We start from the raw sequence: 26979 nt of genomic DNA, 5'->3' as shown, positions 1-26979 counted from the left end.
GGCGGAAACCATGCGTAACTCGTGGCTGAAAGTGCCCCGCATCACGCGGCATTACGGAACTTAAGTATCAGATAAGGACGAATTGATCCGCTATCGAAGTCGTCACAGACTGTCATTTTCCTCACCGGGCTCGTCCTCCACCCGCAGTCCCGCCACCCAAAGCGGCAACAGGAAGTGCAGGACGAGGAGGGAGATCAGCACGGGCGCGACGAGCGCCTCGACCCGCAGGTCCCCGAGCCAGCCGGCCGCTCCGGTACCGAGGGCGGCGACCAGCAGCACCCCTGTCATCAGGCGGTGCGAGCGGGCGTGGACATGGTCACGCTCGGCGAGCTGACGCTCGTCCAGGACATGGCGGCGCAGCTCCAGGAGGCCACGGGTCGCACTGTTGAGCACACCGGTCGCGAGGACCCAGGGGAACAGCGCCACGACCATGGTGACGAGCGCCCACATCCGGTCGTCGAAGACCATCGCGAGCCAGGACGCCACCATGACGACGGACAGCACGGCATGGACCCCGACGACGGCCCTCCGACGCGCGGCGGTGGCATGCATGGACTTCGCCTCTTCGCGGTTCATCAGCGCGAACATGGCCCGGTCGTAGCGCACACCCCGCGCCGCCCGCCCGTCCGACTGCCCGTCCGCCCGCTGCTCCATAGCCCTCATGACTGCTTCCTCCCGTAGACCTCGTCGGTGAGCGATCGCATCGGCCGCAGGGAGAACAGCGCCTCCGCCGGCAGCTCGAAGAACTCGGCGATCTTCAGGGCGAGATCGAGGCTCGGGTTGTACTGCCCGCGCTCGATGTACCCGATGGTCTGGTAATGCGCCCCGACAGCCTCGGCGAGGGCCTGACGGGACACCTTGCGCTCCGCCCGGACCATCGCCAGCCTGTTGTGCACCTGCTCGCTCATGTATAAGAAGTACTACATTCCACAGCGGGAGTGCAACCAGAGTGGCTGTCATAGTGAGTCGGCTGAGGGTGTGGGGGTCGGGTCCGGGACCCTTCGGACCCCGTAAGTGCGCCGACCCGAATCGTGCCGACTCTGCCGTGGATCGTGGATGACGGCTTGTGGGCACTGATCGAGCCACTGCTGGCACCTGGCCACAGCGACCGCCGGGGCCGAAGCCGGTGGACGACCGGCGGCACCCGCGAAATCCACGGCGCCTACGTCTCGTTGGGCGGCGCCGTGTGGGGCGCCGAAGCAGCTGGGAAGATTGCAGGGTTGGCGTCACCGTCGCCGCCGCACTGGCCGCCTCCGGCGCGCTGACCTCTACGACCGCGGCCGAATCCGTGCCCCATGCTGACCGAGTGCTCTCCCCGATGGTGTGCACACCGAGATCCCGAACAACTCGTCCTACGCGAACGACTTGACGTCGGGCATCGACGAATCCCCCGCGACGACCTCGAACTTCGCGGACCTCGCCGGCAGCATCAACGAGACCGGGAAGAACTTCCTTGGTTCAGGTGGACGGCACACGGCTGACATCCCGCACAGTCCCTCGATGACCACGAGCGAAGCCCCAACCGTCAACCAGAACTAACGCAGCGGGCACGCCCGAGGACGCCGTATCGTACGTGTCGATCATCGCAACGTTGCGTTAGCACACGCATGTGGTCGGGTGGCGCAGCACGGAGAACGGGGAGGCACGCATGGCATGGGAGGAGTGGGAGCAGCTCAAGGCCGCGACAGCCGAGCAGCACACCACACGAATACAACTGAACCAGGCTGAGCCCGACTTTGGGGGCGACACCGGAACTCTGCTGTCGAACAAGGCGGCCTGGGCCAAGGCGGGCCAGGACATCGGCTCGTTGCAAGAGGGCATAGGCAAGGCGCTCGGGAAGCTCTCCGACGGCCAGAACGGCTTGGGAGCGGACACTGGTTGCCAGACTGCGGGCGCCCAGAGGGAAGTTCACGGATCCTGGGAGAGCTACGTCAAGAGCGTGAACCGACGGTGCGGACAGCTCGCGAGTCTGCTGGAGAAGATCGGCAACGACCAACTGAAGACCGACGAAGCGATCATGGTCGAAATCGGCAACCTGAAGGTGGCTTACGGCGACACTCCCGCAGCCGGCGAACCCGGCAAGGGACGGTAGGAACGTCATGGATCTTGCGACACTCAAGGCCCTCAAGCCGACGGAGTACGCGGAGGCGGCCACCGGATACCGCAGCGCCTCCGACATGGCGAGTGCGGCCAAAGACCGCATCGAGAATCAGATCTCCGCAGCCATGCGGAAGTCGTTGAAGGGCGAGGCCGCGACGGCGGCGATCGGCCAGCTCACGGAGCTGGGGAAGAACTTTCGCTACATCCAGACCGAGTGCGGCCTCGTCGGCTCGGCCCTGGTCGCGTTCTCGTACGAGATGGAAGCGGCCAAGAAGAAGCTCGACGGGGCTCTGGCGGACGCGAAGGCCGGGGGCCTCACCGTGAACGCCGACGGCTCGGTCAGCTATCCCCCGGGCGGGGAGCCGGGTAAGGACGGCAAGACCCCGGAGGGCGGCCAGTCCGCCAATCTGACGGATGACACCGCCTCCGCCATCGGCCGCCAGGCGGCCAACTTCAACCCCAACCCCAAGGCCCGCCTCGCCCAGGACTGCGCGGACAGGATCTCAACGGCCCTCACGGAAGCGACTGAGGTCGACGCGAAGTGGGCCCCGAAGCTGCGGGCGCTGAAGGCGGACGACGATCTGACCGTCAGCGACCGGGACTGGGCCGACGTCTCGTCGGACACCAAGGGTGTGCAGGCGGCGGGCAAGCAGTACGTCGACTCGCTGCCGCAGCCGCCCGAAAAGGGCGACCCGAAGGCCAACGCGGAGTGGTGGAAGGGCCTTGACGCCGACGAGCAGGCAGCGTGGATCTCCATGCGGGCGGACTCCGTGGGCAACCTTGACGGGCTGCCGTCCACGGTCCGGGACGAGGCGAACCGAATGGTGCTCGCCGAGGCCCGAGGCACCGCGCAGGTCGAGTACGAAGCGTGGCTCAAGAAGAATCCGGAGCCGACGCGGCAGACGGATTACCTCAACCCCATGACCGGCACCACCATGAAGGGCGTCAAGGTGGACAGCGTGGCGTGGAAGAAGTGGGAAGAAGCACGCAAGGGCGCCCACAAATCCATCGACGGCATGGACGCGATTCAGAACCGCTTCGACCAGACCGGCGCGAAAGGACTGCCCGAGGCCTATCTGCTGGGCTTCAGCACCGAGGGCGACGGCCGCGCGATCCTCGCCAACGGAAACCCGGACACCGCGGACCACCAGGCGGTTTACGTGCCGGGGACGACAGCGGAGCTCGGAACGGTCAAGGGCGACATCAACCGCATGGTCAATGTGTGGAACGTGGCCGACGCCAAAGCCGGCGGCGAGTCCGTCTCCACCATCACCTGGCTCGGATACGACGCGCCTGATTCCATCCCCAAGGACGCCCCGTTCGAGCACTACGCGTACGACGGCGCACCAGCGCTCAACGGGTTCTTGGACAGCTTGGAAGCATCACACACCGGCGATGCGGCACCGCACCGCACCGTGATCAGCCATTCGTACGGGACGACCCTGGTCGGCGCAGCGGCCGAGACAGGGAACCTCAACGCCGATGACGTCGTTTTCGCGGGCAGCCCCGGTGTCAAGGTGTCGGGTGCCGATGAGATGGACGTCCCCAAGGGGCATGTGTGGAACGCGGAAGCCGAGGGGGACGTGGTCCCGGATCTCGGCCGCTATGGACACGGCGGGGACGGCATCAACTTCAGAATTCCCAGCGACGAGCAATTCGGTGCCAACCAGATGACCACGGACACCGAGGGCCACAGCGGTTACTGGGATGAGGGGTCCAGAAGTCTGATTAATCAGGGCCTGGTGGTAGCGGGGAAGGATGATGAAGTGCGATTGAAGCCGCCGCCCAACCCATTGACGAGTGAAGAAGTAATGCGTTCGAAGTAGGAGAGCTCAGACGTGAAGACCAGAACGCGTGCCTCTGCGCTCGCCGTACCCCTTGCACTCATTGTCCTGACAGGATGTGGCATGACTGAAGAAAAGAGCGATGGCGTCCCGTTCGCCGGTACGAGCGCCTCGCTCGACGCCGCCGACGCGATGGAAAAGGTCTCCAGCGAGATCTATGATCTGTTGGGCGTGAAGGGAAAGGCGTCAGAGAACTCTCCGGGAGTAATGGGCTGTTCAGGAAAGGACACAGAGACATACTTCCGCATATTCCATCCGTGGGCCTTCACCCCTGCTTCGGCGAAAGACCTCGACAAAGCGATGGAGCGACTCAAGAGAGAACTGCCCAAGCACGGGTGGAAGATCGTTGAATACGGACCGAATACCAGCAGGAACAAAAGCATCACCTTGACCGCCGACAACGACAAGAAGAAGGTCAGCGTCGAGGTCACCAACATGGCGAAGAGCGACCCGCCGATGCTGAGCCTGGACCTGGTGTCCGGTTGCTACAAGGTCCCGGACGGCAAAGAGGTCGAACGCTTCTGAGAGGCCTTACGCCGGGCGACCGTTGGAGCTCGTGACGCGATCCTTGCCGGTACAAGTGATGGACCACTGGATTTGGCCGTCCAACTCCCCGCGATACCGGCTGGCGCGGAGCGCCGTGTCCGTCGCAGATCAGGCGGTATCTGCTACCCGTTTTCGCGCGGACAGAGGAGCCATCCACGCACGCACGGGACCAGCCGAGTTGGCCGGCTGCATTCAGTTCAGTGCGCAGGACGCGGTGCAGCCGGTCGAAGACGCCAGCCTGCTGCCACCGCTTCAGTCGCGTCGCCGGCCGGATCGGGGCGCCCGCACGGCCGCCCCGACTTCCTGTCGAAGGCCCCAGCACTTAATGGGATGAGGAGACAGAAAGCCTGAAGGATCAGGCCCCGGTGGTACCGGGGAGGGGCGATGAAGCGTAATTGAAGCCGCCGTCCAACCCATTGACGAGTGAAGAAGTATTGCGGTCCAAGTAGGAGAGCTCAGACGTGAACACCAGAATGCGTGCCTTCGCGCTCGCCGTACCGCTTGCACTCACCGTCCTGACAGGATGTGGCATGACTGACGACAAGAGCGATGGCATCCCGTTCGCAGGCACGAGCACCTCACTTGACGCCGCCGACACCATGGAAAAGGTCTCCAGCGGAATCTACGACCTGGTGGGCGTGAAGGGAAAGACGTCAGAGAACTCTCCGGGAGTGATGGACTGCTCAGGCAAGGACACAAACACATACTTCCGCATCTTCCACCCGTGGGCCTTCACCCCCGCTTCGGCAAGCGACCTCGACAAAGCGATGGAGCGACTCAGGGCAGAACTGCCCAAGCACGGGTGGAAGATCGTTGAATACGGACCGAATACCAGCAAGAACAAAAACGTCACCTTGACCGCCGACAACGACAAGAAGAAGGTCAGCGCCAAGGTCACCAACATGGCGAAGAACGACCCGCCGAAGCTGAGCCTGTTCCTGCTGTCCGGTTGCTACAAAGTCCCGCACGGCAAAGAGGTCGAACGCTTCTGAGAGGCCGTACGCCGGACGACCGTTGGAGCTCGTAGCCGTCCAAACTCCTCGCGAGGCTTGAGGGATGGGTACGCCACCTAGCACCCGAACCTCAAGGGGCCTGGGAAAGCGCCGTTACATCGCCGGGCGGGCCTTCGCCTTGCTCCACCAATTCCCGCGACTCGCCGTACGCCGGGAACGGCGTCCCGAACTCCACGACGTACTCACCTTTGTTGGCCTGCAGCCTGATCTGCTGGCCCACTTCCCAACTGACGCCTCAGCGCCGTCGCTCGGCCGCCGCCAGTTCCTCCCAGTGATGGATCAACGCGCGGCACACCCGCCCCAGTTGCTCCGCGCGATACGCCGCCCCTGTCCCCGCCGTCGCACCCGCGCGCAGCTTGCGGCGGGCCTCGGCGACCGAAGCGAGGGCCAGACAGCGGCCCTGCTCGCCCTGCGGCAGGCTCAGTGCCAGCGCTTCGACCTCCGGGGCGAGCAGTCCGATGTGTGTACGCAGCAGCAGGACGGTCTCCTCGGCCGTCGCAACTCGCGTGCTGTGCACGTCACTTCGTTCGTGTGGGGTTTCCTCGTTCATGTCTCGAATGTGCCCTGTTCAGGGCTAGCTTTGCGAGCCTGACGCGGCGTACGGGTCTGCTGTACGGGCCGTCGCCGATTCCGTACGAGGTGGCGAGGGGTGTCGGTGTGACCGACGATCGCAACAACCATCAGAACCAGAATCCGAATCAGTACGACGAGAACGTCCCCGTGAGCCTGCGCATCCTCAGCACCCAGATGCGGGCGTTGCGCGAGGGCGCGGAGCTGACGCAGCGGGAGCTCGGTGACCGGGCCGGGTTCTCGGAGTCCCAGATCGGGAGTGTGGAGCAGGGGCGGCGGCCGCTGAGGATGGACCTGGCGGAGCAGCTGGAGCGGGTCTTCAAGGTGCCGAAGGTGTTCACGTCGGTCGTGAACGAGCAGCTCAAGGAACCGCATCCTTCGTGGTTCCAGCCGTTCGCGGCGGCGGAAGCGGAGGCGGTTGCCCTGTCCGTCTACGGCAACCAGTTGGTCAACGGGCTACTTCAGACCGAGGCGTACGCCCGTGCTGTGTACGTCGAGTTCCGGCCTGCCCTCGACGACGAGGAAATCTCGCGCCGCCTGGCGGCCCGCTTGGCCCGCCAACAGCTCCTGTCCCGCACACCGGCACCGCACCTCAGCTTCATTCTTGAAGAGGTGACCCTGCTCCGCCCCATTGGTGGAACGGAGGTGATGCGCGAGCTTCGGCAACACTTGCTGGAGCTCAGCCTTTTTCGCAACGTTGAAATCCAGGTGATGCCCACCAACCGGAGAGGTCATGCGGGGCTCAGCGGTCCATTCACCCTGGTCGAGACGCCCGAGGCGGGCCTATGCGTCTACCTCGAAGTGCAGAGCACCGGTCGAATGATCACCGAGCGCCGGACAGTGAACCAGCACGCCAGACGGTATGGAATCCTCCAAAGTCAGGCCCTTTCCCCCGAGGATTCGGTCGCTTACATCGAGCAGTTGACTAAGGGAGATCGATGAGTAATCTGACGTGGTTTAAGTCCACTTACAGCGGCGATGGCGGCCAGGACTGCATCGAAGTCGCTTACAACTGGCGCAAGTCCAGCTACAGCGACGGCGGGGGCGGCGAGTGCATCGAAGTCTCCGCGCACCCCACCACCATCCACATCCGCGACTCCAAGAACACTCCCGCCACCGGCCCCATACTCGACGTCGCCCCCGCGCCCTGGGCGGCCTTCGTCGCGTACGCGTCCTCGCAGGTCAGCGGGGCGTAACGCCGGGAAGTCGTCCCCTCGGCCCGCCGGATCGTGGTTCGCCGCGACTCGGCGGGCCGCTTCGCGGGTGTGCTCGCGCCCCTAAGGACTCGGGGAAAGAAACTTTCCAACCTCCCCCTCCAACTCCCCCATCCGCTGAGGCGATTGGCATGTCACCCGATCGGGTGACGGGGTGGCATATTCCGGGATCGGCGCGGTACGTTCGCGCCAGAGCAACCCCACGCGTCGCCTACGCGGCGCCCACAACACCACACAGAATCGGCCCCCGGCGGGACGGCAATCCCGGTCCGAGGGCCTGATCATCAGGAAGGAATCCACTTCCCCATGACTTCAGGCAAGTCTAGCCCCGCGCCCGCTTCCAGCGGCGGCGTAACGCATGTCAGGCACCGGCACGAGACGCACTTCACCGTCGTCGGCAACCACCTCGCCCAGCACCGTTCGCTGTCCGCCATCGCGATCGGTCTCGCCGTGCACATCCAGTCGCTGCCGGACGGCGCGTCGGTCGGCATCAAGGCGCTGGCGGCGCGGTTTCCGGAGAGCGAGTACCGGATCGCCGCCGCTCTCAAGGAACTTGAGGCCGCCGGGTATCTCCAGCGCGCGAAGCACCGCACCGCAGGTCAGCGGATCGTGACCAGGACGACGTACTACGAGCGGCCGGGTGTGAAGCCCGTCGCCGTACGCCGGGTCAGTCTGGTGAAGCGACCGCGCGCGCCCGCGACCGCGCTCTCGCCCGAGGAGGAGGAACGGCAGCGGCCCGCTGTCGCCCTGCTGGCCGCATTGCGGTTCCGCGACCCCCGGCTGACCCTGTCGGTACGCGATGCCCACGCGCTCGCCCCGGCCGTCACCACCTGGCTGGACCTCGGAATCCCGGATGCCCAGGTGACGCACGCGCTCATCGGCGGGCTTCCCCGGGAGCCGCTCGCGCGTCCGGCCGGGCTGCTCGCGTACCGGCTTGCGAACTGGCAGCCGCCCGAGCCGCCTTCCGCGCCGCCGACGATCGGGCCCGACCGGGTGGCCGTCGTGCCGCTCCAGGACTGCGACGGGTGCGAGCGCGTCTTCAGATCGCACGAGCCGGGGCAGTGCGCCGACTGCCGCCCGCAGGAGCCGTACGCCGCCGCCTGACGCACCGCCGCCCCCGGCGGCCGGTCGATCGGCTGCCGGGGGCGGGGATGCGTACGTACAGAGGCGGACGCACAAAGACGGACGTACGAGACGGACTCAGATGAGGCCGAGCTCGCGGACCGCGTCGCGCTCTTCCTTGAGCTCCTGCACCGACGCGTCGATGCGGGTGCGGGAGAAGTCGCTGATGTCCAGGCCCTGGACGATCTCGTATGTGCCGTTCGCCGTGGTGACCGGGAACGACGAGATGAGGCCCTCGGGGACGCCGTAGGAGCCGTCCGACGGGATGCCCATCGAGGTCCAGTTGCCGGCGGCCGTGCCGTTGACCCACGTGTGGACGTGGTCGATGGCGGCGTTGGCGGCCGAGGCGGCCGAGGACGCGCCACGGGCCTCGATGATCGCCGCGCCGCGCTTGGCGACGGTCGGGATGAAGGTGTCGGCGAGCCACTGCTCGTCGTTGACGACCTCGGCGGCGTTCTTGCCGGCGACCTCGGCGTGGAAGATGTCGGGGTACTGGGTCGCGGAGTGGTTGCCCCAGATCGTGAGCTTCTTGATCTCGGAGACCGGTACGCCGGTCTTCTTCGAGAGCTGCGAGAGCGCACGGTTGTGGTCGAGGCGGGTCATCGCGGTGAAGCGCTCGGCCGGTACGTCCGGGGCCGCGGCCTGCGCGATGAGCGCGTTGGTGTTGGCCGGGTTACCGACGACGAGGACCTTGATGTCGTCCGCGGCGTTGTCGTTGATGGCCTTGCCCTGCGGCTTGAAGATGCCGCCGTTGGCGGACAGCAGGTCGCCGCGCTCCATCCCCTTGGTGCGGGGGCGGGCGCCGACGAGGAGGGCGACGTTCGCGCCGTCGAAGCCGACGTTCGGGTCGTCGGTGATCTCGATGCCCTGGAGCAGCGGGAAGGCGCAGTCGTCGAGCTCCATGGCGGTGCCCTCGGCGGCCTTCAGGCCCTGCGGGATCTCCAGGAGACGCAGCTTGACCGGCACATCCGCGCCGAGCAGGTGACCGGAGGCGATACGGAAGAGCAGCGCGTAGCCGATCTGTCCGGCCGCGCCGGTGACGGTGACATTCACGGGAGTGCGGGTCATGGCGATCTCCGTAAGACAGCTGGCGGTGGGGGGCCCTGCCCCTAGTTTCCGGATATCTCTCCGGTGAATCTTGATGTGAAGAGAAATCCAGCGGTCAGGCTATCGGACCTTGGGAGCGCCGGTTCCCCGGCCCCGTGTGGTGGCGCGCACATCCGCGTCCCGCACCGCGTGTCATCGCGGGTCTCCGCCTGCCCCCGCACACAGGCAGCGGCCGCCGGCGCGGGAGGGGGGATGCGCCGACGGCCGCCACCCGGGTGCTGTGCACCCGTGGGGGGGGGATGTCTCTCGCGTGCCCCCGTTCCGCGCGGGCATGCCCCCTCATTCGCAACTTTTTTCATCTCCCGCTCCGCCCCGGTCTACTCCGGCGTGGTGCAGCCCTTGACCCCGGTCGTGAGCGTCGCGCACGCCTTCGCGTCGGTGGCCTCGGCCACGGCGAGCATAGGGGTGTACGCGTCCTTGTCCGCGTCCACCGTGCCGTCCTGGCCCGCGCCCGGACTTGTTCCGGCCTTGGCGCCGGAGGTGATCTCTATGGTGTCGCCGGCCGTGGCCTGGGTGATACGGGCCCACGCCGCCCCGCACGTCTTGCTGTACCGGACCTCGACGACGGCGGTGCCGATGGTCGCGGTGGCCGTGGTCCTCGCGAAGTCGCCGCCGCAGCCCATGTTCTCCGGGTCCTTGCCCGTGCAGTCGTCGCCGGCGCATTCCACACCGGCCGGCAACTTGGGCGCCGAAGTCGTCGGGGTCGCGGACGGCTTGTCGTCCGCGGTCGGCTGCTTGTCCTTGCCGCCGAGGTCGGTCAGCAGCACGACGGCCGCGATCAGCAGGAGCGAGCCCACGACACCGGCGAGGAACATCGTCACCTTCCGGCGGCGGCGCTGCTGGTCGGGCGAGCCGCTGTCGCCGTGCGGCGGCTGCGGCGGCTGCGCAGCACCGAAGCCCTGCGGAGGCGCGGCGGACGGCGGGCCGACTGGGGCCGCGCCCATGCCTGGGCCTGCGCCCGTACCGGCGCCCGCGCCCCTGCCCGTACCGGCGGCGGGTCCCACGCCCCCGGCATGACCGGGTCCCGCCGCCGGGGCGGAGGGGCCTGGTGCGGGGCTGCGACCGGGCCCGGACGCGTGACCGGAGCGGGCGCCCTGGCCCGGACCCGAGGCGGCACGCTTGCCCGGCTTGCTGTTCTTCACCGGCGTCTGCGTCTGACCGAACTCGCCCAGCGCGGCCCGCGCCTGCGAGATCCTGATCGCTTCCATGGTCATGTCGTGGCGCATCTCGGAGCGGCTCCAGGCGCGCTCCGCGAGCTCCCACATGGTGGTGAGGTGACCCGCGTTCGTGCCGGTCACCTCGGCCAGCGCGACCACCGCACCCTTGGGCGCGAGCAGTCGGCCGTTCAGATAGCGCTCCCAGGACGTCTTGCTGTACCCGGTCCGGTCCGCCACCGCCGCGATGCTGAGCCCGCTTCGGTCGACGAGCCTGCGCAGCTGGTTCGTGAACTCCGTGACCTGAGGATCCAGCTCCTCGGGCAGCGCCTTCCAACGAGGCATTACGCCTCCCCCTTTTCCCCCCGTACGTACCTGATGTACCCCGCGTCCACGTGCCACCGCCGTGCCCTTCGTGATCCGTGATCCGGACTACCCACAGGGATGCGCAAACCCAGGATGTCAGTTCCGGGGGTGGCGGCGCACGGGAGCGTTTCGGGACACCGACGCGCACCTTGCGCGCCCCGTCCCAGATCCTCGGCCAGTGTCCCACCTGTGCGGCGCGTTCTGTTGCGCAGTGATCGCACCGTGGCGGAATGGTCACTTCCATGACACGGGGACCAGGCAACTCTTGATCGGTTTTGGCGCGTCCATGACTCTTAAGCGCAGGCAGCGCGGGGGCAGGAACCGCGGGGCCGCAAAGTAGGGACGGCGCTCGTCCTCCCACGGGGGAGAGGACGAGCGCCGTCGTATGCGCCGTCGTATGCGCTGTGGCGCGAGCCGTCGCAGGTGGCGTGGTGCGAGCCGTCGCGTGAGCGGTTGCCCGCGCACATGCGGCCGGTCACTACCGGGAGTAGGGACGGGTGATGATCTCCATGTTGTGGCCGTTCGGGTCGTCGAAGTACGCGCCACGACCACCGAAGAGCCGGTTGATCTGGCCGGGTTCGGTGTGGTCGGGGTCGGCGTAATAGGTGACTCCGGCCGCTTCGATCCGGCCGATCATGGTGTCGAATTCCTCATCGGGGACCAGGAACGCGTAGTGCTGCGACGCGAGTGTGGCCTCGACGTTGGTGTAGTAGTCGAGCGTCACACCGTTGGTGACGTCGACCGGGATGAACGGCCCGAACGGGGCGCCCACTTCCAGTCCCAGGATGTCGGCGATGAATTCGGCCGAGGCCTGCTTGTCCTCGGCGAAAACAACGGTGTGGTTCAGTTCAGCGGCCATCGCGGCCCTCCTTCGGGGTTGGGTGACGCGGTCCTGGAAACCGTATGCGGCAGGCCGCGCGTCGGCAGGTCCTTTTGTTCCGCGCCGGCCGGGTGGTCAATGTTTCTGGCCGTACGGCCACTTCGGCCCACCCGGCCTGCCTGTCCCCCGGCACCCATCACGCCCTCCCTCAGGCGGACATCTTCTTCCTGAGGTTCTCTTCGAGCGCGTCCAGGAACTGCTCCGTGGTCAGCCACGGCGCGTCCTCGGACACGAGCAGCGCAAGATCCTTTGTCATCAGGCCGCTCTCGACGGCCTCGACGCAGACCTGCTCCAGGGTCTGCGCGAACGCGGTGACGTCGGGGGTGCCATCCAGCCTGCCCCGGTGGGCGAGACCGCGGGTCCAGGCGAAGATCGACGCGATCGGGTTCGTCGATGTCGCCTCGCCGCGCTGGTGCCGCCGGAAATGCCGGGTGACCGACCCGTGGGCCGCCTCCGCCTCGACCGTACGGCCGTCGGGGGACATGAGGACCGAGGTCATCAGGCCGAGCGAGCCGAAGCCCTGCGCGACGATGTCGGACTGGACGTCGCCGTCATAGTTCTTGCACGCCCAGACGTAACCGCCCTCCCACTTCAGGGCCGAGGCGACCATGTCGTCGATGAGCCGGTGCTCGTAGGTGAGACCGGCCCGGTCGAAGTCCGCCTTGAACTCGGCCTCGAAGACCTCCTGGAAGATGTCCTTGAAGCGACCGTCGTACGTCTTGAGGACCGTGTTCTTCGTGGACAGGTAGACCGGGAAGTCCCGGTTCAGGCCGTACGCGAACGAGGCGCGCGCGAAGTCGCGGATCGACGAGTCCAGGTTGTACATCGACAGGGCTACCCCGGCGCCCGGGAACTCGTACACCTCCAGCTCGACCGGCTCGGAGCCGTCCTTCGGTGTGAACGTCATGGTGAGAGTGCCCTCGCCGGGCACCTTGAGGTCGGTCGCGCGGTACTGGTCGCCGAAGGCGTGCCGGCCGACGATGATCGGCTTGGTCCAGCCGGGCACCAGACGCGGGACGTTCGCCATGATGATCGGCTCACGGAAGATGACACCGCCGAGGATGTTACGGATGGTGGCGTTCGGCGAGCGGTACATCGCCTTGAGGCCGAACTCCTCGACCCGCGCCTCGTCCGGCGTGATCGTCGCGCACTTCACCCCGACGCCGTACTCCTTGATGGCGTGGGCCGCGTCGATCGTGACCTGGTCGTTGGTGGCGTCGCGGTGCTCCAGGCCCAAGTCGTAGTACTTCAGCTCGACATCGAGGTACGGAAGGATCAGCTTGTCCTTGATGAAGGACCAGATGACGCGGGTCATCTCGTCGCCGTCGAGCTCGACAACGGGGTTGGCTGCCTTGATCTTGACCATGAAGTGACACGTCCCTCTCACGTGCGCACGCGTACGTGCATGCTCCTTCTCGCGCTCGTACGCATGCCGCGGCTCGTCGTTTTATCTCGTCATCAAGATACTTGACATCGAGATGAAATGGCAGCCTTTTGTCGCATGCGAGAGCGGCGCAGCGCTCAGGGGGAGTTCAGCGCATCGTGGCAGCGGACATGAGCGCACATGGCAGCGCGCCTCAGCGCACCGCGCAGCGACTTCAGCCCGGCGTGAAGGACCTCAGCGCACTCTGAAGGACCTCAGCGAACCGTGAAGCGGACCACTGCCTCCAGGAAAGGGATCTCCAGCCAGGGCTTGGGCTGTGCCATCAGCGCGAGCAGGGAGATGACCACGCCCAACAGCCCGTACGTGACCATGTCGGTGAAGCGCGAACGCACCGCCAGCATCCCCACCGAGTGGATCAGCCGACGCATCACGGCGCCGCCGATCAGGGACAGGCCGATCAGCAGGGTGCCGAGCCGGAAGCCGATCTCGAAGGGGTCGACTGCGACCAGCAGCAGCCCGAACGCCGTCGCGCCCATGACCGCGAGGAACGGCCACTGCCGGACCGGGGCGGCAGCGCCACCGGGAGCCGCCCGGCCGCCGCCCTCGGGACGCGCGGTGTCCCGAGTGAGGAGAGGGAAGCGCCGCGTGGAACGGACGGGCCCCTCCGGGCTCGGGACGCTGACCACGCCCTTGCTCTCCGGCTCGGCGAGGTCCGCCTCGACGTCCCTCGTGGACTCCGGGGCGGCCTCTCCGGCGGGGTCCGGGGAGGAACCGGCGGGGTCCGGGGAGGAACCGGCAGGGTCCGGGGAGCCCGAGGAGGTGGCCGCGGCGTCCAGGGACGTGGCCGCGGCGTCCGGGGACGTGCCCGGAGAGTCCGGGGAGGTGCCTGCGGGGTCCCGGGAGGAACCGGCGGTGATTTCGCCCTCGGAGGCCTCGGCGGGGCCGTCGGCGTCAGCCGGGGAACCCGCCGCGGTGGCCCGGTCGCCGGGAGCCGCATCCGGAGTTACGTCCGCACCCGCGCCCGAAGCCACGTCCGGAGTCACCTCCGCACCCCCACCCGCACCCGAAGTCGCGTCGGGGGCTTTGCCCGGCGTCGCGTCCCTGCTCGTACCCGCGCCCATGGGCAACGCTTCCCTCTCGCTCACTCCCGCTCAGCTCGCGGCAGCGTCGGCGGCGGCGCGCTCGGCGGCCTCGACCACGTTCACCAGCAGCTGGGCACGGGTCATCGGACCGACACCGCCCGGGTTGGGTGCGACCCAGCCGGCCACCTCCGCCACGCCCGGGTGGACATCGCCGACGATCTTGCCGTTCTCGTCGCGGCTGACGCCGACGTCGAGCACCGCCGCGCCCGGCTTCACGTCCTCGGGCTTGATGAGGTGCGGCACACCGGCGGCTGCGACGATGATGTCGGCCTGCCTGAGGTGCGAGGACAGATCACGCGTACCGGTGTGGCACTGCGTCACGGTCGCGTTCTCGGACTTGCGGGTCAGGACCAGCGGCATCGGGCGGCCGATGGTGATGCCGCGTCCGACGACCACGACATGCGCGCCGTTGATCTCGACGCCGTGGTGGCGCAGCAACTGGACGATGCCGTACGGAGTGCAGGGCAGCGGGCCCTTCTCGCCCAGCACAAGCCGGCCGAGGCTCATCGGGTGCAGGCCGTCGGCGTCCTTGGCCGGGTCCATCAGCTCCAGGACTCGGTTGGTGTCGATGCCCTTGGGGAGCGGGAGTTGGACGATGTAACCCGTGCATTCGGGGTTGTCGTTGAGCTCCCGTACGACCGCCTCGATCTCCTCCTGGGAGGCGGTGTCGGGCAGCTCGCGCTGGAGGGAGGCGAGCCCGACCTGGGCGCAGTCGCGGTGCTTGCCCGCGACGTACCACTTACTGCCCGGGTCGTCGCCGACCAGCAGGGTCCCGAGTCCGGGGACGATGCCCTGGGACTTCAGAGTCGCCACGCGAGCGGTCAGATCGGACTTGATCGCGGCTGCGGTGGCCTTGCCATCGAGAATCTGGGCGGTCATGCCCCCATCCTCGCGGATGGACCCGCCATGGTTCCAATCCGCCGTGCGTCCGAGGCCCGTCGTGCCAGGCCAGGTTGCACTTACACAACGCATACGACAATCGACTGGACAAAAAGACGACCGTACTACGACGATGATCCGCGCAGTGCCGCGGAGAGCGGCGGGGGGCTGACCGCTTGATTTGTGATGTTCCTCCGCTCGGGCCGCGACGTCCCCAGCATTTCAACGGAGGAACCCCGCCATGAGTTTCGGCGACTCGAACAACCCGTACGGCAAGCAGGGCCAGCCCGGTCAGCCCCCGCAGGGTCAGCCCCCGCAGGGTCAGCCCGGTTACGGCTACCCGCAGGCGCCGCAGGGCGTGCCCCCGCAGCAGGGTTACGGCTACCCGCAGGGTGCCCCGCAGCAGGGTCAGCCCGGCTACGGCTACCCGCAGGCGCCGCCGCCCGGCACGCTCCAGGCCAACAGCGGTTACATAACCATCCCGGTGCTTGGCACTGTCCAGGTCGCCACCATGGGCCGCCGCTTCGGCGCGCGTTGCCTCGACGGCCTCGTGATCGGTGTCATCTACGGCATCTTCAGTGCCATTGGGCTTGCGGGCGCGATGGGCGCGGCCAAGAGCGCCGAGGACTGCACCACGCAGTCCTGTGTCGACGAGGCCAGCGCCGGCATCATCGCCACGATGTTCGGCATGATCCTGGTCTTCGGTCTCATCACGCTGCTCTACGAGTGGCTGATGATCGCCTTCGTCGGCGCGACCCTGGGCAAGATGGTCCTCGGCCTGAAGGTCGTCAAGGAGAACACGGGTCAGGTCCCGGGCATCGGCGGCGGTTTCATCCGCTGGATCCTTCCGATGGTCGGCGCGCTCCTCTGCGGCATCGGCCAGATCCTGGTCTACCTGTCGCCGTTCTTCGACAACTCCGGGAAGCTGCAGGGCTGGCACGACCGTGCCGCCGGCACCCTGGTGATCAAGAAGTAAGCAGCGGTACGCAGTTGGCAATGAGCAGTTAGCGGTAGGCGTTAAGCGGTACGCAGTAGTACGGCCGAAGGCCGCAACCCCGGCGGGTTGCGGCCTTCGGCCGTACGTATGCGGCGCTCAGGCGCTCAGTGGAAGAAGTGGCGCGTGCCCGTGAAGTACATCGTCGCGCCCGCCTTCTCCGCGGCCTCCACGACCTGCTCGTCACGGACCGAACCGCCCGGCTGCACCACGGCCTTGATGCCCGCGTTCAGCAGGATCTCCAGGCCGTCGGGGAACGGGAAGAACGCGTCCGAAGCCGCGTACGCCCCCCGCGCGCGCTCCTCGCCCGCGCGCTCCACCGCGAGCTTCGCGGAGTCGACGCGGTTGACCTGTCCCATGCCGACGCCGACGGACGCGCCGCCCTTGGCGAGCAGGATCGCGTTGGACTTCACGGCGCGGCAGGCGCGCCAGGCGAAGGCGAGTTCGGTGAGCTCGTCGGCGGACAGTGCCTCGCCGCTGGCGAGCGTCCAGTTCGCCGGGTCGTCGCCGTCGGCCTGGAGAACGTCCTTGACCTGGGCGAGCCCACCGCCGTCGATCGGCTTGAACTCGGCCGGGGGCTGGGGCCCTTCGGCGCAGCGCAGCACCCGGATGTTCTTCTTCCGGGAGAGGATCTCGACGGCGCCGTCCTCGTAGTCGGGGGCGACGATGACCTCGGTGAAGATCTCCGCGACCTGCTCGGCCATCGCCGCCGACACCGGCCGGTTGACGGCGATCACGCCGCCGAAGGCGGACAGCGGGTCGCAGGCGTGGGCCTTGCGGTGCGCGTCGGCGACGTCGTCACCGATCGCGATGCCGCACGGGTTGGCGTGCTTGATGATCGCGACGCAGGGGGCGGAGTGGTCGTACGCGGCCCGGCGCGCGGCGTCGGTGTCCGTGTAGTTGTTGTAAGACATCTCCTTGCCGTGCAGCTGCTCGGCCTCCGCGAGGCCCCCGCAGCCGCCGGTGTAGAGAGCGGCGCCCTGGTGCGGGTTCTCGCCGTAGCGCAGGACGTTCTTGCGCGCGTACGTGACACCGATGAAGGACGGGAAGTCCTCACCGTCACCGGCGTAGTCGCCCGCGAACCAGCCCGCGACGGCCACGTCGTACTCGGCGGTGTGCCGGAACGCCTCCGCCGCGAGGCGCTTGCGTGCCGTGAGGTCGAACCCGCCGCTCTGCGCGGCGGTGAGCACGTCCGCGTACCGCTCGGGGCTGGTGACGACCGCGACCGAGGGGTGGTTCTTGGCGGCTGCGCGGACCATCGAGGGGCCGCCGATGTCGATCTGCTCGACACACTCGTCCGGGGTGGCGCCGGAGTCGACCGTCTGCTGGAACGGGTAGAGGTTCACGACGACGAGGTCGAAGGGCTCGACGCCCAGCTCGGCCAGCTGCTCACGGTGCGAGTCGAGCCGCAGGTCGGCGAGGATGCCGGCGTGCACGCGCGGGTGCAGTGTCTTCACCCGGCCGTCCAGGCACTCGGGGAAGCCGGTGAGCTCCTCGACCTTGGTGACGGGCACCCCGGCAGCGGCGATCTTCCCCGCGGTGGAGCCGGTGGAGACCAGCGTGACGCCCGCCTCGTGCAGACCGCGGGCCAGGTCCTCCAGACCCGTCTTGTCATAGACGCTGACCAGCGCGCGGCGGATGGGCCGCTTCGTACCTTCGGCGGTCACTGGATAACTACCTTTCGTCCCTCAATGCGGTAGCCGTTACGGGCCAAGCGCCCCACGACATCGACGAGCAGCCGTCGCTCGACTTCCTTGATGCGCTCATGGAGAGCGACACCGTGGTCTTCGTAGTCCTGCTCCCGGACCTCGACCACGCCCTGCGCGATGATCGGACCGGTGTCGACGCCGTCGTCGACGAAGTGGACGGTGCATCCGGTGACCCGCGCGCCGTACGCGAGCGCGTCGCGTACGCCGTGGGCTCCGGGAAAACTGGGCAGCAGGGCGGGGTGGGTGTTCACGCACCGGCCGCCGAAACGGGCGAGGAATTCCTTGCCCACGATCTTCATGAAGCCGGCCGAGACCACCAGGTCCGGTTCGTACGCGGCGGTCGCCTCGGCCAGGGCCGCGTCCCACTCCTCGCGGCTGTCGTGGTCCTGCACGCGGCAGACGAAGGTCGGCAGTCCGGCGCGCTCGGCGCGCTCAAGACCTGCGGTCCCGTTCCGGTCGGCTCCGACGGCCACGACGCGGGCGCCGTACGCGGCGGGGTTCTCGTCGATGGCGTCGAGCAGGGCCTGAAGGTTCGTACCGGAACCGGAGACCAGAACGACAAGGCGGGCCGGTGTACGGGAGGGGGGCGGGGAGGCCACAGCGGGTCTCTTTCTCGCAGATGGTGCGGCTTGTGTGGTCGTACGAACAGATCGCGTCCCCTGTTAGGGGAACTCTACGAAGGCGCCGACCGTCAGCAACGATACCGGCACACCGGCCCGCCCCCACGGGACGGGTGCGCGGCCGGGAGGTAGCGTCAGGGGACAGGTTCCGTCTTCGGACGCGAACAATCCGTCTCCGGACGGGAACAGACGACACAAGACCCTTCGCAACACAGGGGTCTGAGGGGAAGACGTTCACCAGATGACGGACCGACGCCGCCGCGCGGCTCTCCGCCTGCCGCACTCCGGGGCACACCTCGGGACATTCACCAATGTCGGGGAGCGCGGCCCCCAGTCGCTGCTGCGGGACCGCCAGTCCTCGTCGACCCCGCCCCAGCCGCCGCAGGGGGACGACAACCCGTTCGCACCGCCGCCCGAGGACAGGCCGGACCAGCCCTGGAAGCCGCGCAGGCCGAAGGCCGGGGACACCTCCGGCTCCGACTCCGGCTCTTCCGACCCCGGCTCCGGTGGGTCGTCGGCGCCGGAGGACCGGCCGCGCTCCGCGTGGGGCAGCAAGTGGAGCAGCCGCCAGCCCGGACAGCAGGGCGGCGGTTTCGGCGGGCCCGGCGGACGACAGGGCGGCCCCGAGGGGCAGGGCGGCCCCGAGAACAAGGGCACGGGCCTGCGCTGGGACCCGACGGACCCCGCGCAGCGACGGGCCCGTTACGCGCTGCTCGCCGGCATGTGGGCCTTCTTCTGCGCGCTCTTCGACCTTCCCGAGATCGCGCTGCTGCTCGGGGCGCTCGCGCTCTACTGGGGCATCAGCGCCCTGCGCGGCGTGAAGCCGGCCGACCGTCCGAACCCGATGGCCGACCCGACGACGCCCCCTCCGCCCCCGGTGGCCACGAGCGGCCCGCCCGCGGTCGGCGGGATCGGCGCCGGAGGCGCAACGCCCGGCAGCAAGCCGCTCACGACGGCGGCGGTGAGCGGCCTGGTCACGGCGACGCTCGCGCTGGCGATCGTCGCGGCGACGTTCACGGTGCAGATCGTTTACCGCGACTACTACACGTGCGTGCAGGACTCGCTGACCCAGTCGGCACAGGTGACGTGCAACGACTTGCTGCCGAAGTCGCTACGGCCGGTGTTCGGGGTTAAGGAGTAGGGGAGCGAGGGAGCGGGGAGGCCGCGGGCGGGGGCGCGGGGAGGCCGCGGGGCGCAGGAGAGGCCACGGGCAGCGGCGCGGGGGGGCTGCGGGCAGCGGCGTCTGCAGCGGCCTACCGTTCCCCGGGCGCCGGTGGCGTCGGTGACGGTGACGGTGACGGTGACACCGGGTGTTGAGGATCCGGCGGGATGTCCGCCATCAGTCCACCCGACGCCTCCTTGACCGCCGCCCACCGCGCTTCCCGCACCCCACTGTCGTGCCACACCGCACCCGGATCATCCGCGGGCAGGAAGTCGTACGACACCTCCTCGTCCTCCTGTTGTGCAGAGCCAGCCTCGCTCTGAGCCCGGGCTCGGTCCCGACGCGACCGACGCCACCAACGCCGGCCCGAGTCCGCCACGCCCTCATCACCGGCACCGGCACCACCGGCCGCGCCGTCGTCCGACGTACCGCCAACGCTGTCACCACCGCTTACGTCGTCCCCGCTCAGCCCACCGGGCCGCCACCAGGGCACCGATTCCGCTCCGGCCGGCTCGGCGGCGGCAACCGCCTCCACCCCGCCCTCGGCTCCGCCCGACGCCCCACCGCGCCGCCACCAGCGCGCGGACTTCACCGGCACAGCCGCGACGGCCTCGCCTCCCGCACCTTCGCCACCGCCACCGCGTGACGCACGCCGCCACCACTTCCGCTTCGCGGCATCCACCTCGACAGCCTGACCGGCGCCCGCTTCCGCAACGGGCACCGCGCGACCGCGCCACGACCGAGGCGACCGTTCCCGCAGCCGCCACGCGCGCAGGAGCACCGCACCCGGGACACCGAGCACGACCGTCCACACCAGCGCCGCCACGCCCGCACGCCACCACGAGGGGCCGAACGCCGACAGGTCCCCGGTGCCCAGCGGCCCGCCAGCCAACGCCGCGAGCATCGCCGTCGCCACCGCGCACCCGGCGCCCGCCAGCGCCGCGGTGAGCGCCGTCTCGCGGCGGCTCCAGGCCTCCTCCCGTACCGCGAAGGCGGGCGCCGCCCTGCGTACGGTGAACCACGCGATCACCACCGCCGCGAGGACCGGCACGGCGAACGCGGCCAGACTCCCGGGCATCCCCCGCCCCTCGGCGGGCAGCGCCGCGAGCAGCGGGAAGTGCGGCAGCGCGGGGCTCCCCGCAACGGCCATGGGCGTGGCCGTCGCGCCCGCGCCCATGGCGAATCCGGGTCCGAGTCCGTACGCGGCCCCCCACACCGCCGCGTTCGGCACCAACGCGACGGCGAGCATGAGCACCGCGAACCGTCCCGACCACACCCCCGTGAGCTGAAGAAACGCACCCTGCGCCGACCCCGCGTGCCACACCAGCGAGATCGCGACCAGCAGGGCGCCGCCGCCCACCAGGACCATGACGCCGGCGGCGGCGGCCCGGAGTGCGACCAGCAGCCGGGGGCGCACGAGGGCATCCCGCACGCCCCCTGGAATCCAGCCGGGCAGCGGCCCGTACGGTCGTCCGTTCGCCGTCCACACCCCGGCTGCGGCCGCCGCCATCGTGACGACGGGCAGATGGAAGGCGGCGCTGAGCGGTGCGGCGGGCAGGGGCCCACCCGAGGCGTAGAGCAGCGCGGCGGTGCCGATCAGCAGATAGCCGATCGTGACGCCCCAGAAGGCGCTGCGGGTGGACGGCCGCGGACGCTCCTGATCGGGATCCAGGGCATCCCGCGCGGCCCGGTGCGCGAGCCACACCGGCAGGGCGATCAGCAGCAGCGGGGCCAGTCCGACCGGGGCGGGGACGCCGGAGAGGGTGTCGTGCCGGACGAGTTCCGTGCCGTGGGCGAGCAGCCACAGCCCGGCGGCGACGTGCAGCGCCCCGGCAGGACCGCTGTCCGGATACGGGGAACTGATCCACAGCACCATCACCAGCACGGCTAGCGAGCCCAGGCCGAGCCCCGCGGCGATCACCCCCCGCGCCACGCAGGCGGCCTGCGCCGAGGAACGACTGTGCACGGACGACAACCACGGGGCGCGTTCGCGTTCGGTCACTTGAGTCACCCGGCCATGCTGCCAACGACACGCGCTTATTCCGCGTAACAGGCGAATAACTGCCGTGTCGCTCAATATACATTTATGTACTTTTTCGTCTGGCGCGGCGCTGTGGGGAGTCCTTCATGACGCAGAGCACCCGAACAGTCTCGACCTCCTCCCTGCCCTCCCCCAAGGAGCGGCGCAGGCTGCGCGAAGCGAAATCGCTGTCCCATGAGCAGATCGCCACCGCCATAGGGGTCACGCGCGAGACGGTGCGGTCATGGGAATCGGGGCGCACCAGCCCCAAGGGGCGCAAACGCGAGGCGTACGCGAAGCTGCTCGGCGCAGCGGAGGCCACGAACCCCCGGAAGCCGGAGCGAAAGCCCGACCCCGACCCCGATCTCACCGTCGCACCGGCACCGGCACCGGCACCGGCAGCGGCACCGGCATTGGCACCTGTGTTGGCACCTGTGTTGGCATCCGCGGCGGCCTCGACATCGGCACCTGAATCCGAATCTGAAGCCGAGCCTGAACCCACGGCTGTACCCGACCCCGCCCCCGAGACCGACGCCGCAACGGCAACGGCAATGGCGGCTGAGCCTGATCCCGCCGAGGTCCCGGACGCGACCCCCGCTCCCGACCTCACGCCCGCCGAGGCCTTCGACGCCCTGTACACGCACAGCGCCCCGGCCATACTGCGCCAGGCCTACCTCCTCACCGGACGTCAGCGGCTCTCCCAGGAGTCCGTGCGGCACGCCTTCCACCTCGCCTGGCAGCGCTGGCCCGAGGTGGCGACCGACCGGGATCCGGCGGGCTGGGTGCGTGCGGCGGCGTACGAGTACGCCATGTCCCCCTGGCACCGACTGCGGCGCGGCAACAGAAATCCCGATCGGGTCCCCGCACCGCCCGACCGGCGCGAACTGCTCAACGCTCTGCTCGACCTGCCGCCCGCGTACCGCCGCACCCTGCTGCTCTACGACGGCCTCGGCCTCGACCTGCCGGAGACGGCGGCCGAGACGGAGGCAAGCACCCCGGCCACCGCGAACCGCCTGGTCAACGCGCGCGCCGCCGTAGTGCAACGGCTGCCGGAGCTGGCCCGGGCGAGCACCCCCGCGGAGCAGTCGGCCCTGTTGCAGCAGCGCCTCAGCACCCTGTCCGACATCGAACCCGTCGCCAAGCTGCCGCCGGGCCGCGCCGTACGGACGGGCAGCGAGCGCAAGACGCAGTTCTGGACGCGGGCGGCCATCGCCCTCACCGTGTTGATCATCGGCGCGGCCGCGTTCACGCTCGTCACCGCCCCCACGCGGTACGAGCCCCCGCGCGCCCCGGGCGAAACGGTCAACGGCGTCCCCGTCCGCGGCGGCCCGCTCAAGCTGTCGCAGGAGGACATCGAACTCCGCGACAGACTCCGGGCCGAGCCCATGAACGGTCCGGAGCGCCTGGTCCCCCTGGCCCGCTGAAAACCCACCGGACACGTCCCCCCACACGCGGGCGGGCCCGCACCCCCTCGAAGGGGGATGCGGGCCCGCACCGTAAAACGTCGCGCAAACACCTGGTCGGAGACCAGCGATCACACAGCCGGCGATCACACGGCCAATGGCCACGCGATCAGGTCAGGCGATCAGGTCAGGCGGCGAGGATCTCGCGCGCCAGCTTGGCCGTCTCGGTCGGCGTCTTGCCGACCTTGACGCCCGCGGCCTCAAGGGCCTCCTTCTTCGCCTGGGCGGTGCCCGAAGAGCCGGAGACGATGGCGCCGGCGTGGCCCATGGTCTTGCCCTCCGGCGCGGTGAAGCCCGCGACGTAACCGACGACCGGCTTCGTGACGTTCTTCGCGATGTAGTCGGCCGCGCGCTCTTCCGCGTCGCCGCCGATCTCGCCGATCATCACGATCAGGTCGGTCTCGGGGTCGGCCTCGAACGCCTGGAGGGCGTCGATGTGCGTCGTACCGATGACCGGGTCGCCACCGATGCCGACGGCCGACGAGAAGCCGAGGTCACGGAGCTCGTACATCATCTGGTAGGTCAGCGTGCCGGACTTGGACACGAGACCGATGCGGCCGGGCTTGGTGATGTCGCCCGGGATGATGCCGGCGTTGGACTGGCCCGGGGTGATGAGACCGGGGCAGTTCGGGCCGATGATCCGGGTCTTGTTGCCCTTCGAGACCGCGTGCGCCCAGAAGGCGGCGGAGTCGTGGACGGCAATGCCCTCGGTGATCACGACGGCGAGACCGATCTCGGCGTCGATCGCCTCGACGACGGCGGCCTTGGCGAAGGCCGGCGGCACGAAGACGACGGAGACATCGGCGCCGGTCTTCTCGATCGCCTCGGCGACGGAGCCGAAGACCGGGACGGACGTGCCGTCGAAGTCGACGGACGTACCGGCCTTGCGCGGGTTCACGCCGCCGACGATGTTGGTGCCGTCAGCCAGCATGAGCTTGGTGTGCTTCATGCCCGTGGCGCCGGTCATCCCCTGGACGATGACCTTGCTGTCCTTGGTGAGGAAGATAGCCATGGTTGTGGTGTCCCTCGTCCCTTACTTCGCAGCCGCGGCGAGCTCGGCGGCCTTGTCGGCCGCGCCGTCCATGGTGTCCACGCGCTGTACGAGCGGGTGGTTGGCGTCGGACAGGATCTTGCGACCCAGCTCCGCGTTGTTGCCGTCGAGGCGCACGACCAGCGGCTTGTTGACCGCTTCGCCCTTCGACTTGAGCAGGGCCAGGGCCTGAATGATGCCGTTGGCGACCTCGTCGCAGGCGGTGATGCCACCGAAGACATTGACGAACACGGACTCGACGTCCGGGTCGCCGAGAATGATCTCCAGGCCGTTCGCCATGACCTCGGCGGAGGCGCCGCCACCGATGTCGAGGAAGTTGGCGGGCTTCACGTTGTCGTGCTTCTCACCGGCGTACGCGACGACGTCGAGGGTGCTCATGACGAGACCCGCGCCGTTGCCGATGATGCCGACCGAGCCGTCGAGCTTGACGTAGTTGAGGTTCTTGGCCTTGGCAGCAGCCTCGAGCGGGTTGGCTGCGGCCTTGTCCTCAAGCGCCTCGTGCTCCGGCTGGCGGAAGTCGGCGTTCTCGTCGAGAGACACTTTGCCGTCCAGCGCGATGATCTTGCCGTCGCCCGACTTGATCAGCGGGTTGACCTCAACGAGGAGAGCGTCCTCCTTGATGAAGACGACCCACAGCTTCTGCAGGACGTCGGCCACCTGGTCGGCGATCTCCGCCGGGAACTTCGCGGCGGCGACGATCTCTGCGGCCTTCTCCGGAGTACAGCCCTCGTTGGCGTCGACCGGAATCTTGGCCAGCGCGTCGGGGTTCTCCTCCGCGACGACCTCGATCTCCACGCCGCCCTCTACGGACGCCATGGCGAGGAAAGTGCGGTTGGTGCGGTCAAGGAGGAAGGAGACGTAGTACTCCTCCGCGATGTCCGCGGTCTCGGCCAGCATCACCTTGTGGACCGTGTGGCCCTTGATGTCCATGCCGAGAATGACGTCGGACTTGGCAACAGCGTCGGCGGGGCTGGAGGCCAGCTTCACGCCGCCGGCCTTACCTCGGCCACCGACCTTGACCTGCGCCTTGACGACAGCCTTGCCGCCCAGGCGCTCGGTTGCAGCGCGGGCCGCCTCGGGCGTGTCGATGACTTCACCGGCCAGCACCGGTACACCGTGCTTGGCGAAGAGATCCCTCGCCTGGTACTCGAACAGGTCCACGCGCGTCCGTCCCTTTTCGTGTGATCGCGGTTCGTTGCATTGTCTGCAATGGGCGTGCCGCAAAGGGCAACGTGACGGCGCTGTCACAAGGGAGGCGTACACGGTGTCCGGTACGCGGCATGTCCGTCTCGCAGGTTATCCCCGAGGGCCGTAGGTCCCTAAATCGCAGATCACACCTGAGCGGTGATACCGGTCACAGATTGCACCTGTGACCTCCCCGGGAGGCCTTGGGAAGCCTCGGGAGTGGCCGTCGTGCCCTTGCCTCACTGGTGCGGCGCCGTGTCCGGTATGGGGAGGGGCCGCTTCTCGATGGCCGCCGCCATTACTTCGGGGAAGAGCTCGGGCGTACAGGCGAAGGCGGGCGCCCCGAGGGCGGCGAGGGCAGCCGCGTGCTCCCTGTCATACGCCGGCGCGCCCTCGTCGGACAAGGCGAGCAACGCCACAAACTGCACCCCCGACGCCTTCATCGCCGCGACCCGCTTGAGCATCTCGTCCCGTATCCCGCCCTCGTAGAGATCGCTGATGAGGACGACCACGGTGTCGGCAGGGCGGGTGATCTGCGACTGGCAGTACGCGAGGGCCCGGTTGATGTCCGTGCCGCCGCCCAACTGGGTGCCGAAGAGGACGTCGACCGGATCGTCCAACTGGTCGGTGAGGTCGACGACGGCGGTGTCGAAGACGACGAGGCGGGTCGCGATCGAACGCATGGAGGCCAGCACCGCGCCGAACACCGACGCGTAGACGACGGAGGCGGCCATCGACCCCGACTGGTCGATGCACAGAACGACCTCCTTCTTCACGGACTGCGAAGCCCGTCCATACCCGATGAGCCGTTCGGGAACGATGCTCCGGTATTCGGGCAGGTAGTTCTTGAGGTTGGCCCGGATCGTACGGTCCCAGTCGATGTCCCGGTGTCGGGGGCGGTTGATGCGGGCGCTGCGGTCGAGGGCGCCGGTGAGCGTGGCCCTGGTGCGGGTGACGAGGCGCTTCTCCAAGTCGTCGACGACCTTGCGTACGACCATCCGGGCGGTCTCCTTGGTCGTCTCCGGCATCACCTTGTTCAGGGAGAGCAGCGTCCCGACCAGGTGAACATCCGCCTCGACGGCCTCCAGCATCTCCGGCTCCAGCAGAAGCGCGGAGAGACCGAGGCGGTCGATCGCGTCGCGCTGCATGACCTGCACGACGGAGCTGGGGAAATACGTTCGGATGTCGCCGAGCCAGCGCGCGACGGACGGCGCGGAGGCACCGAGCCCGGCCGACCGGTTGCTGCCGCGGGGCCCCTTGGCTGCCCCGCCGCCGTAGAGCGCGGTCAGGGCTCCGTCCATCGCGGCATCCTGCCCGCCGAGCACGCACCCGGTCCCGTCGGCGTCCTGCCCACCCAGCACGAGGCGCCAGCGCCTGAGCCGCTCGCCACCGGCGGATTCCCCGGCGAGATCGGCCGTAGCGGAGCCGGCCGTCGTCGTCGTAGCGCCCATCGT

The 26979-nt window shown here is 68.7% G+C and carries 27 protein-coding genes and 1 pseudogene; 12 read left to right on the top strand and 16 right to left on the bottom strand.

Translation table 11 applies throughout. The features are described from left to right. Nucleotides 1–102: 102 nt before the first annotated feature. Both QMK30_RS21455 and QMK30_RS21450 read right to left on the bottom strand, forming a co-directional pair. Nucleotides 103–663 (bottom strand): hypothetical protein, encoded by a 561-nt coding sequence (locus QMK30_RS21455; RefSeq protein WP_283519901.1) that lies wholly within the window; start codon nucleotides 661–663, stop codon nucleotides 103–105. Next, nucleotides 660–908 (bottom strand): helix-turn-helix transcriptional regulator, encoded by a 249-nt coding sequence (locus QMK30_RS21450; RefSeq protein ID WP_283519900.1) that lies wholly within the window; start codon nucleotides 906–908, stop codon nucleotides 660–662. Before QMK30_RS21450 ends, QMK30_RS21455 begins: the two co-directional genes overlap by 4 nt. A 415-nt stretch (nucleotides 909–1323) precedes the next feature. Between QMK30_RS21450 and QMK30_RS21445 the strand changes: the two genes are divergently transcribed. From QMK30_RS21445 to QMK30_RS21425, 5 genes are all read left to right on the top strand, one after another. Next, nucleotides 1324–1539 (top strand): hypothetical protein, encoded by a 216-nt coding sequence (locus QMK30_RS21445; protein WP_283519899.1) that lies wholly within the window; start codon nucleotides 1324–1326, stop codon nucleotides 1537–1539. A gap of 109 nt (nucleotides 1540–1648) precedes the next feature. After that, on the top strand, nucleotides 1649–2092 hold the full coding sequence (locus tag QMK30_RS21440) for a hypothetical protein (protein WP_283519898.1): 444 nt from the start codon (nucleotides 1649–1651) through the stop codon (nucleotides 2090–2092). Nucleotides 2093–2099: 7 nt separating this feature from the next. Further along, the gene (locus QMK30_RS21435) at nucleotides 2100–3926 is read left to right on the top strand and encodes an alpha/beta hydrolase (protein ID WP_283519897.1); all 1827 of its coding nucleotides are present in this window, start codon (nucleotides 2100–2102) and stop codon (nucleotides 3924–3926) included. 12 nt (nucleotides 3927–3938) lie between these two features. Further along, on the top strand, nucleotides 3939–4469 hold the full coding sequence (locus QMK30_RS21430; protein WP_283519896.1) for a hypothetical protein: 531 nt from the start codon (nucleotides 3939–3941) through the stop codon (nucleotides 4467–4469). A 482-nt stretch (nucleotides 4470–4951) separates the two neighbouring features. Continuing rightward, complete coding sequence (locus QMK30_RS21425; RefSeq protein ID WP_283519895.1) at nucleotides 4952–5482, top strand: hypothetical protein; 531 nt, start codon at nucleotides 4952–4954, stop codon at nucleotides 5480–5482. A gap of 91 nt (nucleotides 5483–5573) precedes the next feature. Here QMK30_RS21425 and QMK30_RS38845 read toward each other — a convergent pair whose 3' ends face one another. Continuing rightward, nucleotides 5574–5723, bottom strand: coding sequence for a hypothetical protein (locus QMK30_RS38845; protein ID WP_502963189.1), 150 nt, complete (start codon nucleotides 5721–5723; stop codon nucleotides 5574–5576). A gap of 15 nt (nucleotides 5724–5738) precedes the next feature. Beyond that, a complete protein-coding gene (locus QMK30_RS21415; protein ID WP_283519894.1) occupies nucleotides 5739–6053 on the bottom strand; it encodes a DUF6415 family natural product biosynthesis protein in 315 nt (104 codons plus the stop codon). 107 nt (nucleotides 6054–6160) lie between these two features. Between QMK30_RS21415 and QMK30_RS21410 the strand changes: the two genes are divergently transcribed. The 3 genes from QMK30_RS21410 to QMK30_RS21400 all read left to right on the top strand — a co-directional run bounded on the left by QMK30_RS21410 (nucleotide 6161) and on the right by QMK30_RS21400 (nucleotide 8391). After that, entirely contained in the window at nucleotides 6161–7015 is an 855-nt protein-coding gene (locus tag QMK30_RS21410) for a helix-turn-helix domain-containing protein (RefSeq protein WP_283519893.1), read from the top strand. After that, nucleotides 7012–7269: a DUF397 domain-containing protein gene (locus tag QMK30_RS21405; RefSeq protein ID WP_283519892.1), complete on the top strand. Its 258-nt coding sequence runs from the start codon at nucleotides 7012–7014 to the stop codon at nucleotides 7267–7269. The genes QMK30_RS21410 and QMK30_RS21405 overlap by 4 nt, the downstream gene beginning before the upstream one ends. 324 nt (nucleotides 7270–7593) lie before the next feature. Further along, entirely contained in the window at nucleotides 7594–8391 is a 798-nt protein-coding gene (locus tag QMK30_RS21400; RefSeq protein WP_283519891.1) for a helix-turn-helix domain-containing protein, read from the top strand. A gap of 96 nt (nucleotides 8392–8487) precedes the next feature. Here QMK30_RS21400 and QMK30_RS21395 read toward each other — a convergent pair whose 3' ends face one another. The 6 genes from QMK30_RS21395 to QMK30_RS21370 all read right to left on the bottom strand — a co-directional run bounded on the left by QMK30_RS21395 (nucleotide 8488) and on the right by QMK30_RS21370 (nucleotide 15321). After that, the gene (locus QMK30_RS21395) at nucleotides 8488–9477 is read right to left on the bottom strand and encodes a malate dehydrogenase (RefSeq protein WP_283519890.1); all 990 of its coding nucleotides are present in this window, start codon (nucleotides 9475–9477) and stop codon (nucleotides 8488–8490) included. Between the two features lie 356 nt (nucleotides 9478–9833). Continuing rightward, nucleotides 9834–11015: a helix-turn-helix domain-containing protein gene (locus QMK30_RS21390; RefSeq protein ID WP_283519889.1), complete on the bottom strand. Its 1182-nt coding sequence runs from the start codon at nucleotides 11013–11015 to the stop codon at nucleotides 9834–9836. A gap of 499 nt (nucleotides 11016–11514) precedes the next feature. Then, nucleotides 11515–11895 (bottom strand): VOC family protein, encoded by a 381-nt coding sequence (locus QMK30_RS21385; protein WP_283519888.1) that lies wholly within the window; start codon nucleotides 11893–11895, stop codon nucleotides 11515–11517. Nucleotides 11896–12064: 169 nt separating this feature from the next. Next, the gene (locus QMK30_RS21380) at nucleotides 12065–13282 is read right to left on the bottom strand and encodes an NADP-dependent isocitrate dehydrogenase (RefSeq protein ID WP_283519887.1); all 1218 of its coding nucleotides are present in this window, start codon (nucleotides 13280–13282) and stop codon (nucleotides 12065–12067) included. Between the two features lie 272 nt (nucleotides 13283–13554). Next, nucleotides 13555–14445 carry a DUF3017 domain-containing protein gene (locus QMK30_RS21375; RefSeq protein WP_283519886.1) on the bottom strand — a complete coding sequence of 297 codons (891 nt, stop codon included), beginning with the start codon at nucleotides 14443–14445 and terminating at the stop codon, nucleotides 13555–13557. A 6-nt stretch (nucleotides 14446–14451) separates the two neighbouring features. Next, entirely contained in the window at nucleotides 14452–15321 is an 870-nt protein-coding gene (locus QMK30_RS21370; RefSeq protein ID WP_283519885.1) for a bifunctional methylenetetrahydrofolate dehydrogenase/methenyltetrahydrofolate cyclohydrolase, read from the bottom strand. 241 nt (nucleotides 15322–15562) lie between these two features. On the opposite strand from QMK30_RS21370, the gene QMK30_RS21365 reads away from it, so the two are divergent. Then, complete coding sequence (locus QMK30_RS21365; protein WP_283519884.1) at nucleotides 15563–16297, top strand: RDD family protein; 735 nt, start codon at nucleotides 15563–15565, stop codon at nucleotides 16295–16297. A gap of 125 nt (nucleotides 16298–16422) precedes the next feature. Here the strand turns inward: QMK30_RS21365 and purH are convergent, their stop codons facing one another. Beyond that, nucleotides 16423–17982 (bottom strand): bifunctional phosphoribosylaminoimidazolecarboxamide formyltransferase/IMP cyclohydrolase, encoded by a 1560-nt coding sequence (purH, locus tag QMK30_RS21360; protein WP_283519883.1) that lies wholly within the window; start codon nucleotides 17980–17982, stop codon nucleotides 16423–16425. After that, nucleotides 17979–18623 (bottom strand): phosphoribosylglycinamide formyltransferase, encoded by a 645-nt coding sequence (purN, locus tag QMK30_RS21355; RefSeq protein ID WP_283519882.1) that lies wholly within the window; start codon nucleotides 18621–18623, stop codon nucleotides 17979–17981. Before purN ends, purH begins: the two co-directional genes overlap by 4 nt. Nucleotides 18624–18885: 262 nt before the next feature. Between purN and QMK30_RS21350 the strand changes: the two genes are divergently transcribed. Then, nucleotides 18886–19785, top strand: coding sequence for a hypothetical protein (locus QMK30_RS21350; RefSeq protein ID WP_283519881.1), 900 nt, complete (start codon nucleotides 18886–18888; stop codon nucleotides 19783–19785). A 112-nt stretch (nucleotides 19786–19897) separates the two neighbouring features. On the opposite strand, the gene QMK30_RS21345 is transcribed toward QMK30_RS21350, so the two are convergent. Next, nucleotides 19898–21808, bottom strand: coding sequence for a cell division protein PerM (locus QMK30_RS21345; RefSeq protein WP_283519880.1), 1911 nt, complete (start codon nucleotides 21806–21808; stop codon nucleotides 19898–19900). Between the two features lie 125 nt (nucleotides 21809–21933). On the opposite strand from QMK30_RS21345, the pseudogene QMK30_RS38515 reads away from it, so the two are divergent. Then, nucleotides 21934–22134: pseudogene (locus tag QMK30_RS38515) on the top strand (helix-turn-helix transcriptional regulator); the annotation flags it as partial. A gap of 243 nt (nucleotides 22135–22377) precedes the next feature. Continuing rightward, a complete protein-coding gene (locus tag QMK30_RS21340) occupies nucleotides 22378–23250 on the top strand; it encodes a sigma factor-like helix-turn-helix DNA-binding protein (RefSeq protein WP_349362104.1) in 873 nt (290 codons plus the stop codon). Between the two features lie 166 nt (nucleotides 23251–23416). Here the strand turns inward: QMK30_RS21340 and sucD are convergent, their stop codons facing one another. The 3 genes from sucD to QMK30_RS21325 form a co-directional block, all read right to left on the bottom strand. Then, a complete protein-coding gene (gene sucD / locus QMK30_RS21335; RefSeq protein WP_283519878.1) occupies nucleotides 23417–24301 on the bottom strand; it encodes a succinate--CoA ligase subunit alpha in 885 nt (294 codons plus the stop codon). A gap of 21 nt (nucleotides 24302–24322) precedes the next feature. After that, entirely contained in the window at nucleotides 24323–25501 is a 1179-nt protein-coding gene (sucC, locus tag QMK30_RS21330; protein ID WP_283519877.1) for an ADP-forming succinate--CoA ligase subunit beta, read from the bottom strand. Nucleotides 25502–25764: 263 nt separating this feature from the next. Then, complete coding sequence (locus QMK30_RS21325; RefSeq protein ID WP_283519970.1) at nucleotides 25765–26976, bottom strand: VWA domain-containing protein; 1212 nt, start codon at nucleotides 26974–26976, stop codon at nucleotides 25765–25767. Nucleotides 26977–26979 lie beyond the last annotated feature (3 nt).

The sequence above is a fragment of the Streptomyces sp. H27-C3 genome, from assembly GCF_030063415.1.
Taxonomy (GTDB): domain Bacteria; phylum Actinomycetota; class Actinomycetes; order Streptomycetales; family Streptomycetaceae; genus Streptomyces.
Note: the sequence above shows the minus strand (reverse complement) of the source record. Positions and strands in the feature narration are given on the sequence as shown.

Coding starts and splice junctions, on each gene's coding strand:
- QMK30_RS21455 (WP_283519901.1), bottom strand. CDS start 663: ATGAGGGCTATGGAGCAGCGGGCGGACGGGCAGTCGGACGGGCGGGCG.
- QMK30_RS21450 (WP_283519900.1), bottom strand. CDS start 908: ATGAGCGAGCAGGTGCACAACAGGCTGGCGATGGTCCGGGCGGAGCGC.
- QMK30_RS21440 (WP_283519898.1), top strand. CDS start 1,649: ATGGCATGGGAGGAGTGGGAGCAGCTCAAGGCCGCGACAGCCGAGCAG.
- QMK30_RS21435 (WP_283519897.1), top strand. CDS start 2,100: ATGGATCTTGCGACACTCAAGGCCCTCAAGCCGACGGAGTACGCGGAG.
- QMK30_RS21415 (WP_283519894.1), bottom strand. CDS start 6,053: ATGAACGAGGAAACCCCACACGAACGAAGTGACGTGCACAGCACGCGA.
- QMK30_RS21405 (WP_283519892.1), top strand. CDS start 7,012: ATGAGTAATCTGACGTGGTTTAAGTCCACTTACAGCGGCGATGGCGGC.
- QMK30_RS21400 (WP_283519891.1), top strand. CDS start 7,594: ATGACTTCAGGCAAGTCTAGCCCCGCGCCCGCTTCCAGCGGCGGCGTA.
- QMK30_RS21395 (WP_283519890.1), bottom strand. CDS start 9,477: ATGACCCGCACTCCCGTGAATGTCACCGTCACCGGCGCGGCCGGACAG.
- QMK30_RS21390 (WP_283519889.1), bottom strand. CDS start 11,015: ATGCCTCGTTGGAAGGCGCTGCCCGAGGAGCTGGATCCTCAGGTCACG.
- QMK30_RS21385 (WP_283519888.1), bottom strand. CDS start 11,895: ATGGCCGCTGAACTGAACCACACCGTTGTTTTCGCCGAGGACAAGCAG.
- QMK30_RS21380 (WP_283519887.1), bottom strand. CDS start 13,282: ATGGTCAAGATCAAGGCAGCCAACCCCGTTGTCGAGCTCGACGGCGAC.
- QMK30_RS21370 (WP_283519885.1), bottom strand. CDS start 15,321: ATGACCGCCCAGATTCTCGATGGCAAGGCCACCGCAGCCGCGATCAAG.
- QMK30_RS21365 (WP_283519884.1), top strand. CDS start 15,563: ATGAGTTTCGGCGACTCGAACAACCCGTACGGCAAGCAGGGCCAGCCC.
- QMK30_RS21350 (WP_283519881.1), top strand. CDS start 18,886: ATGACGGACCGACGCCGCCGCGCGGCTCTCCGCCTGCCGCACTCCGGG.
- QMK30_RS21340 (WP_349362104.1), top strand. CDS start 22,378: ATGGCGGCTGAGCCTGATCCCGCCGAGGTCCCGGACGCGACCCCCGCT.
- sucD (WP_283519878.1), bottom strand. CDS start 24,301: ATGGCTATCTTCCTCACCAAGGACAGCAAGGTCATCGTCCAGGGGATG.
- QMK30_RS21325 (WP_283519970.1), bottom strand. CDS start 26,976: ATGGGCGCTACGACGACGACGGCCGGCTCCGCTACGGCCGATCTCGCC.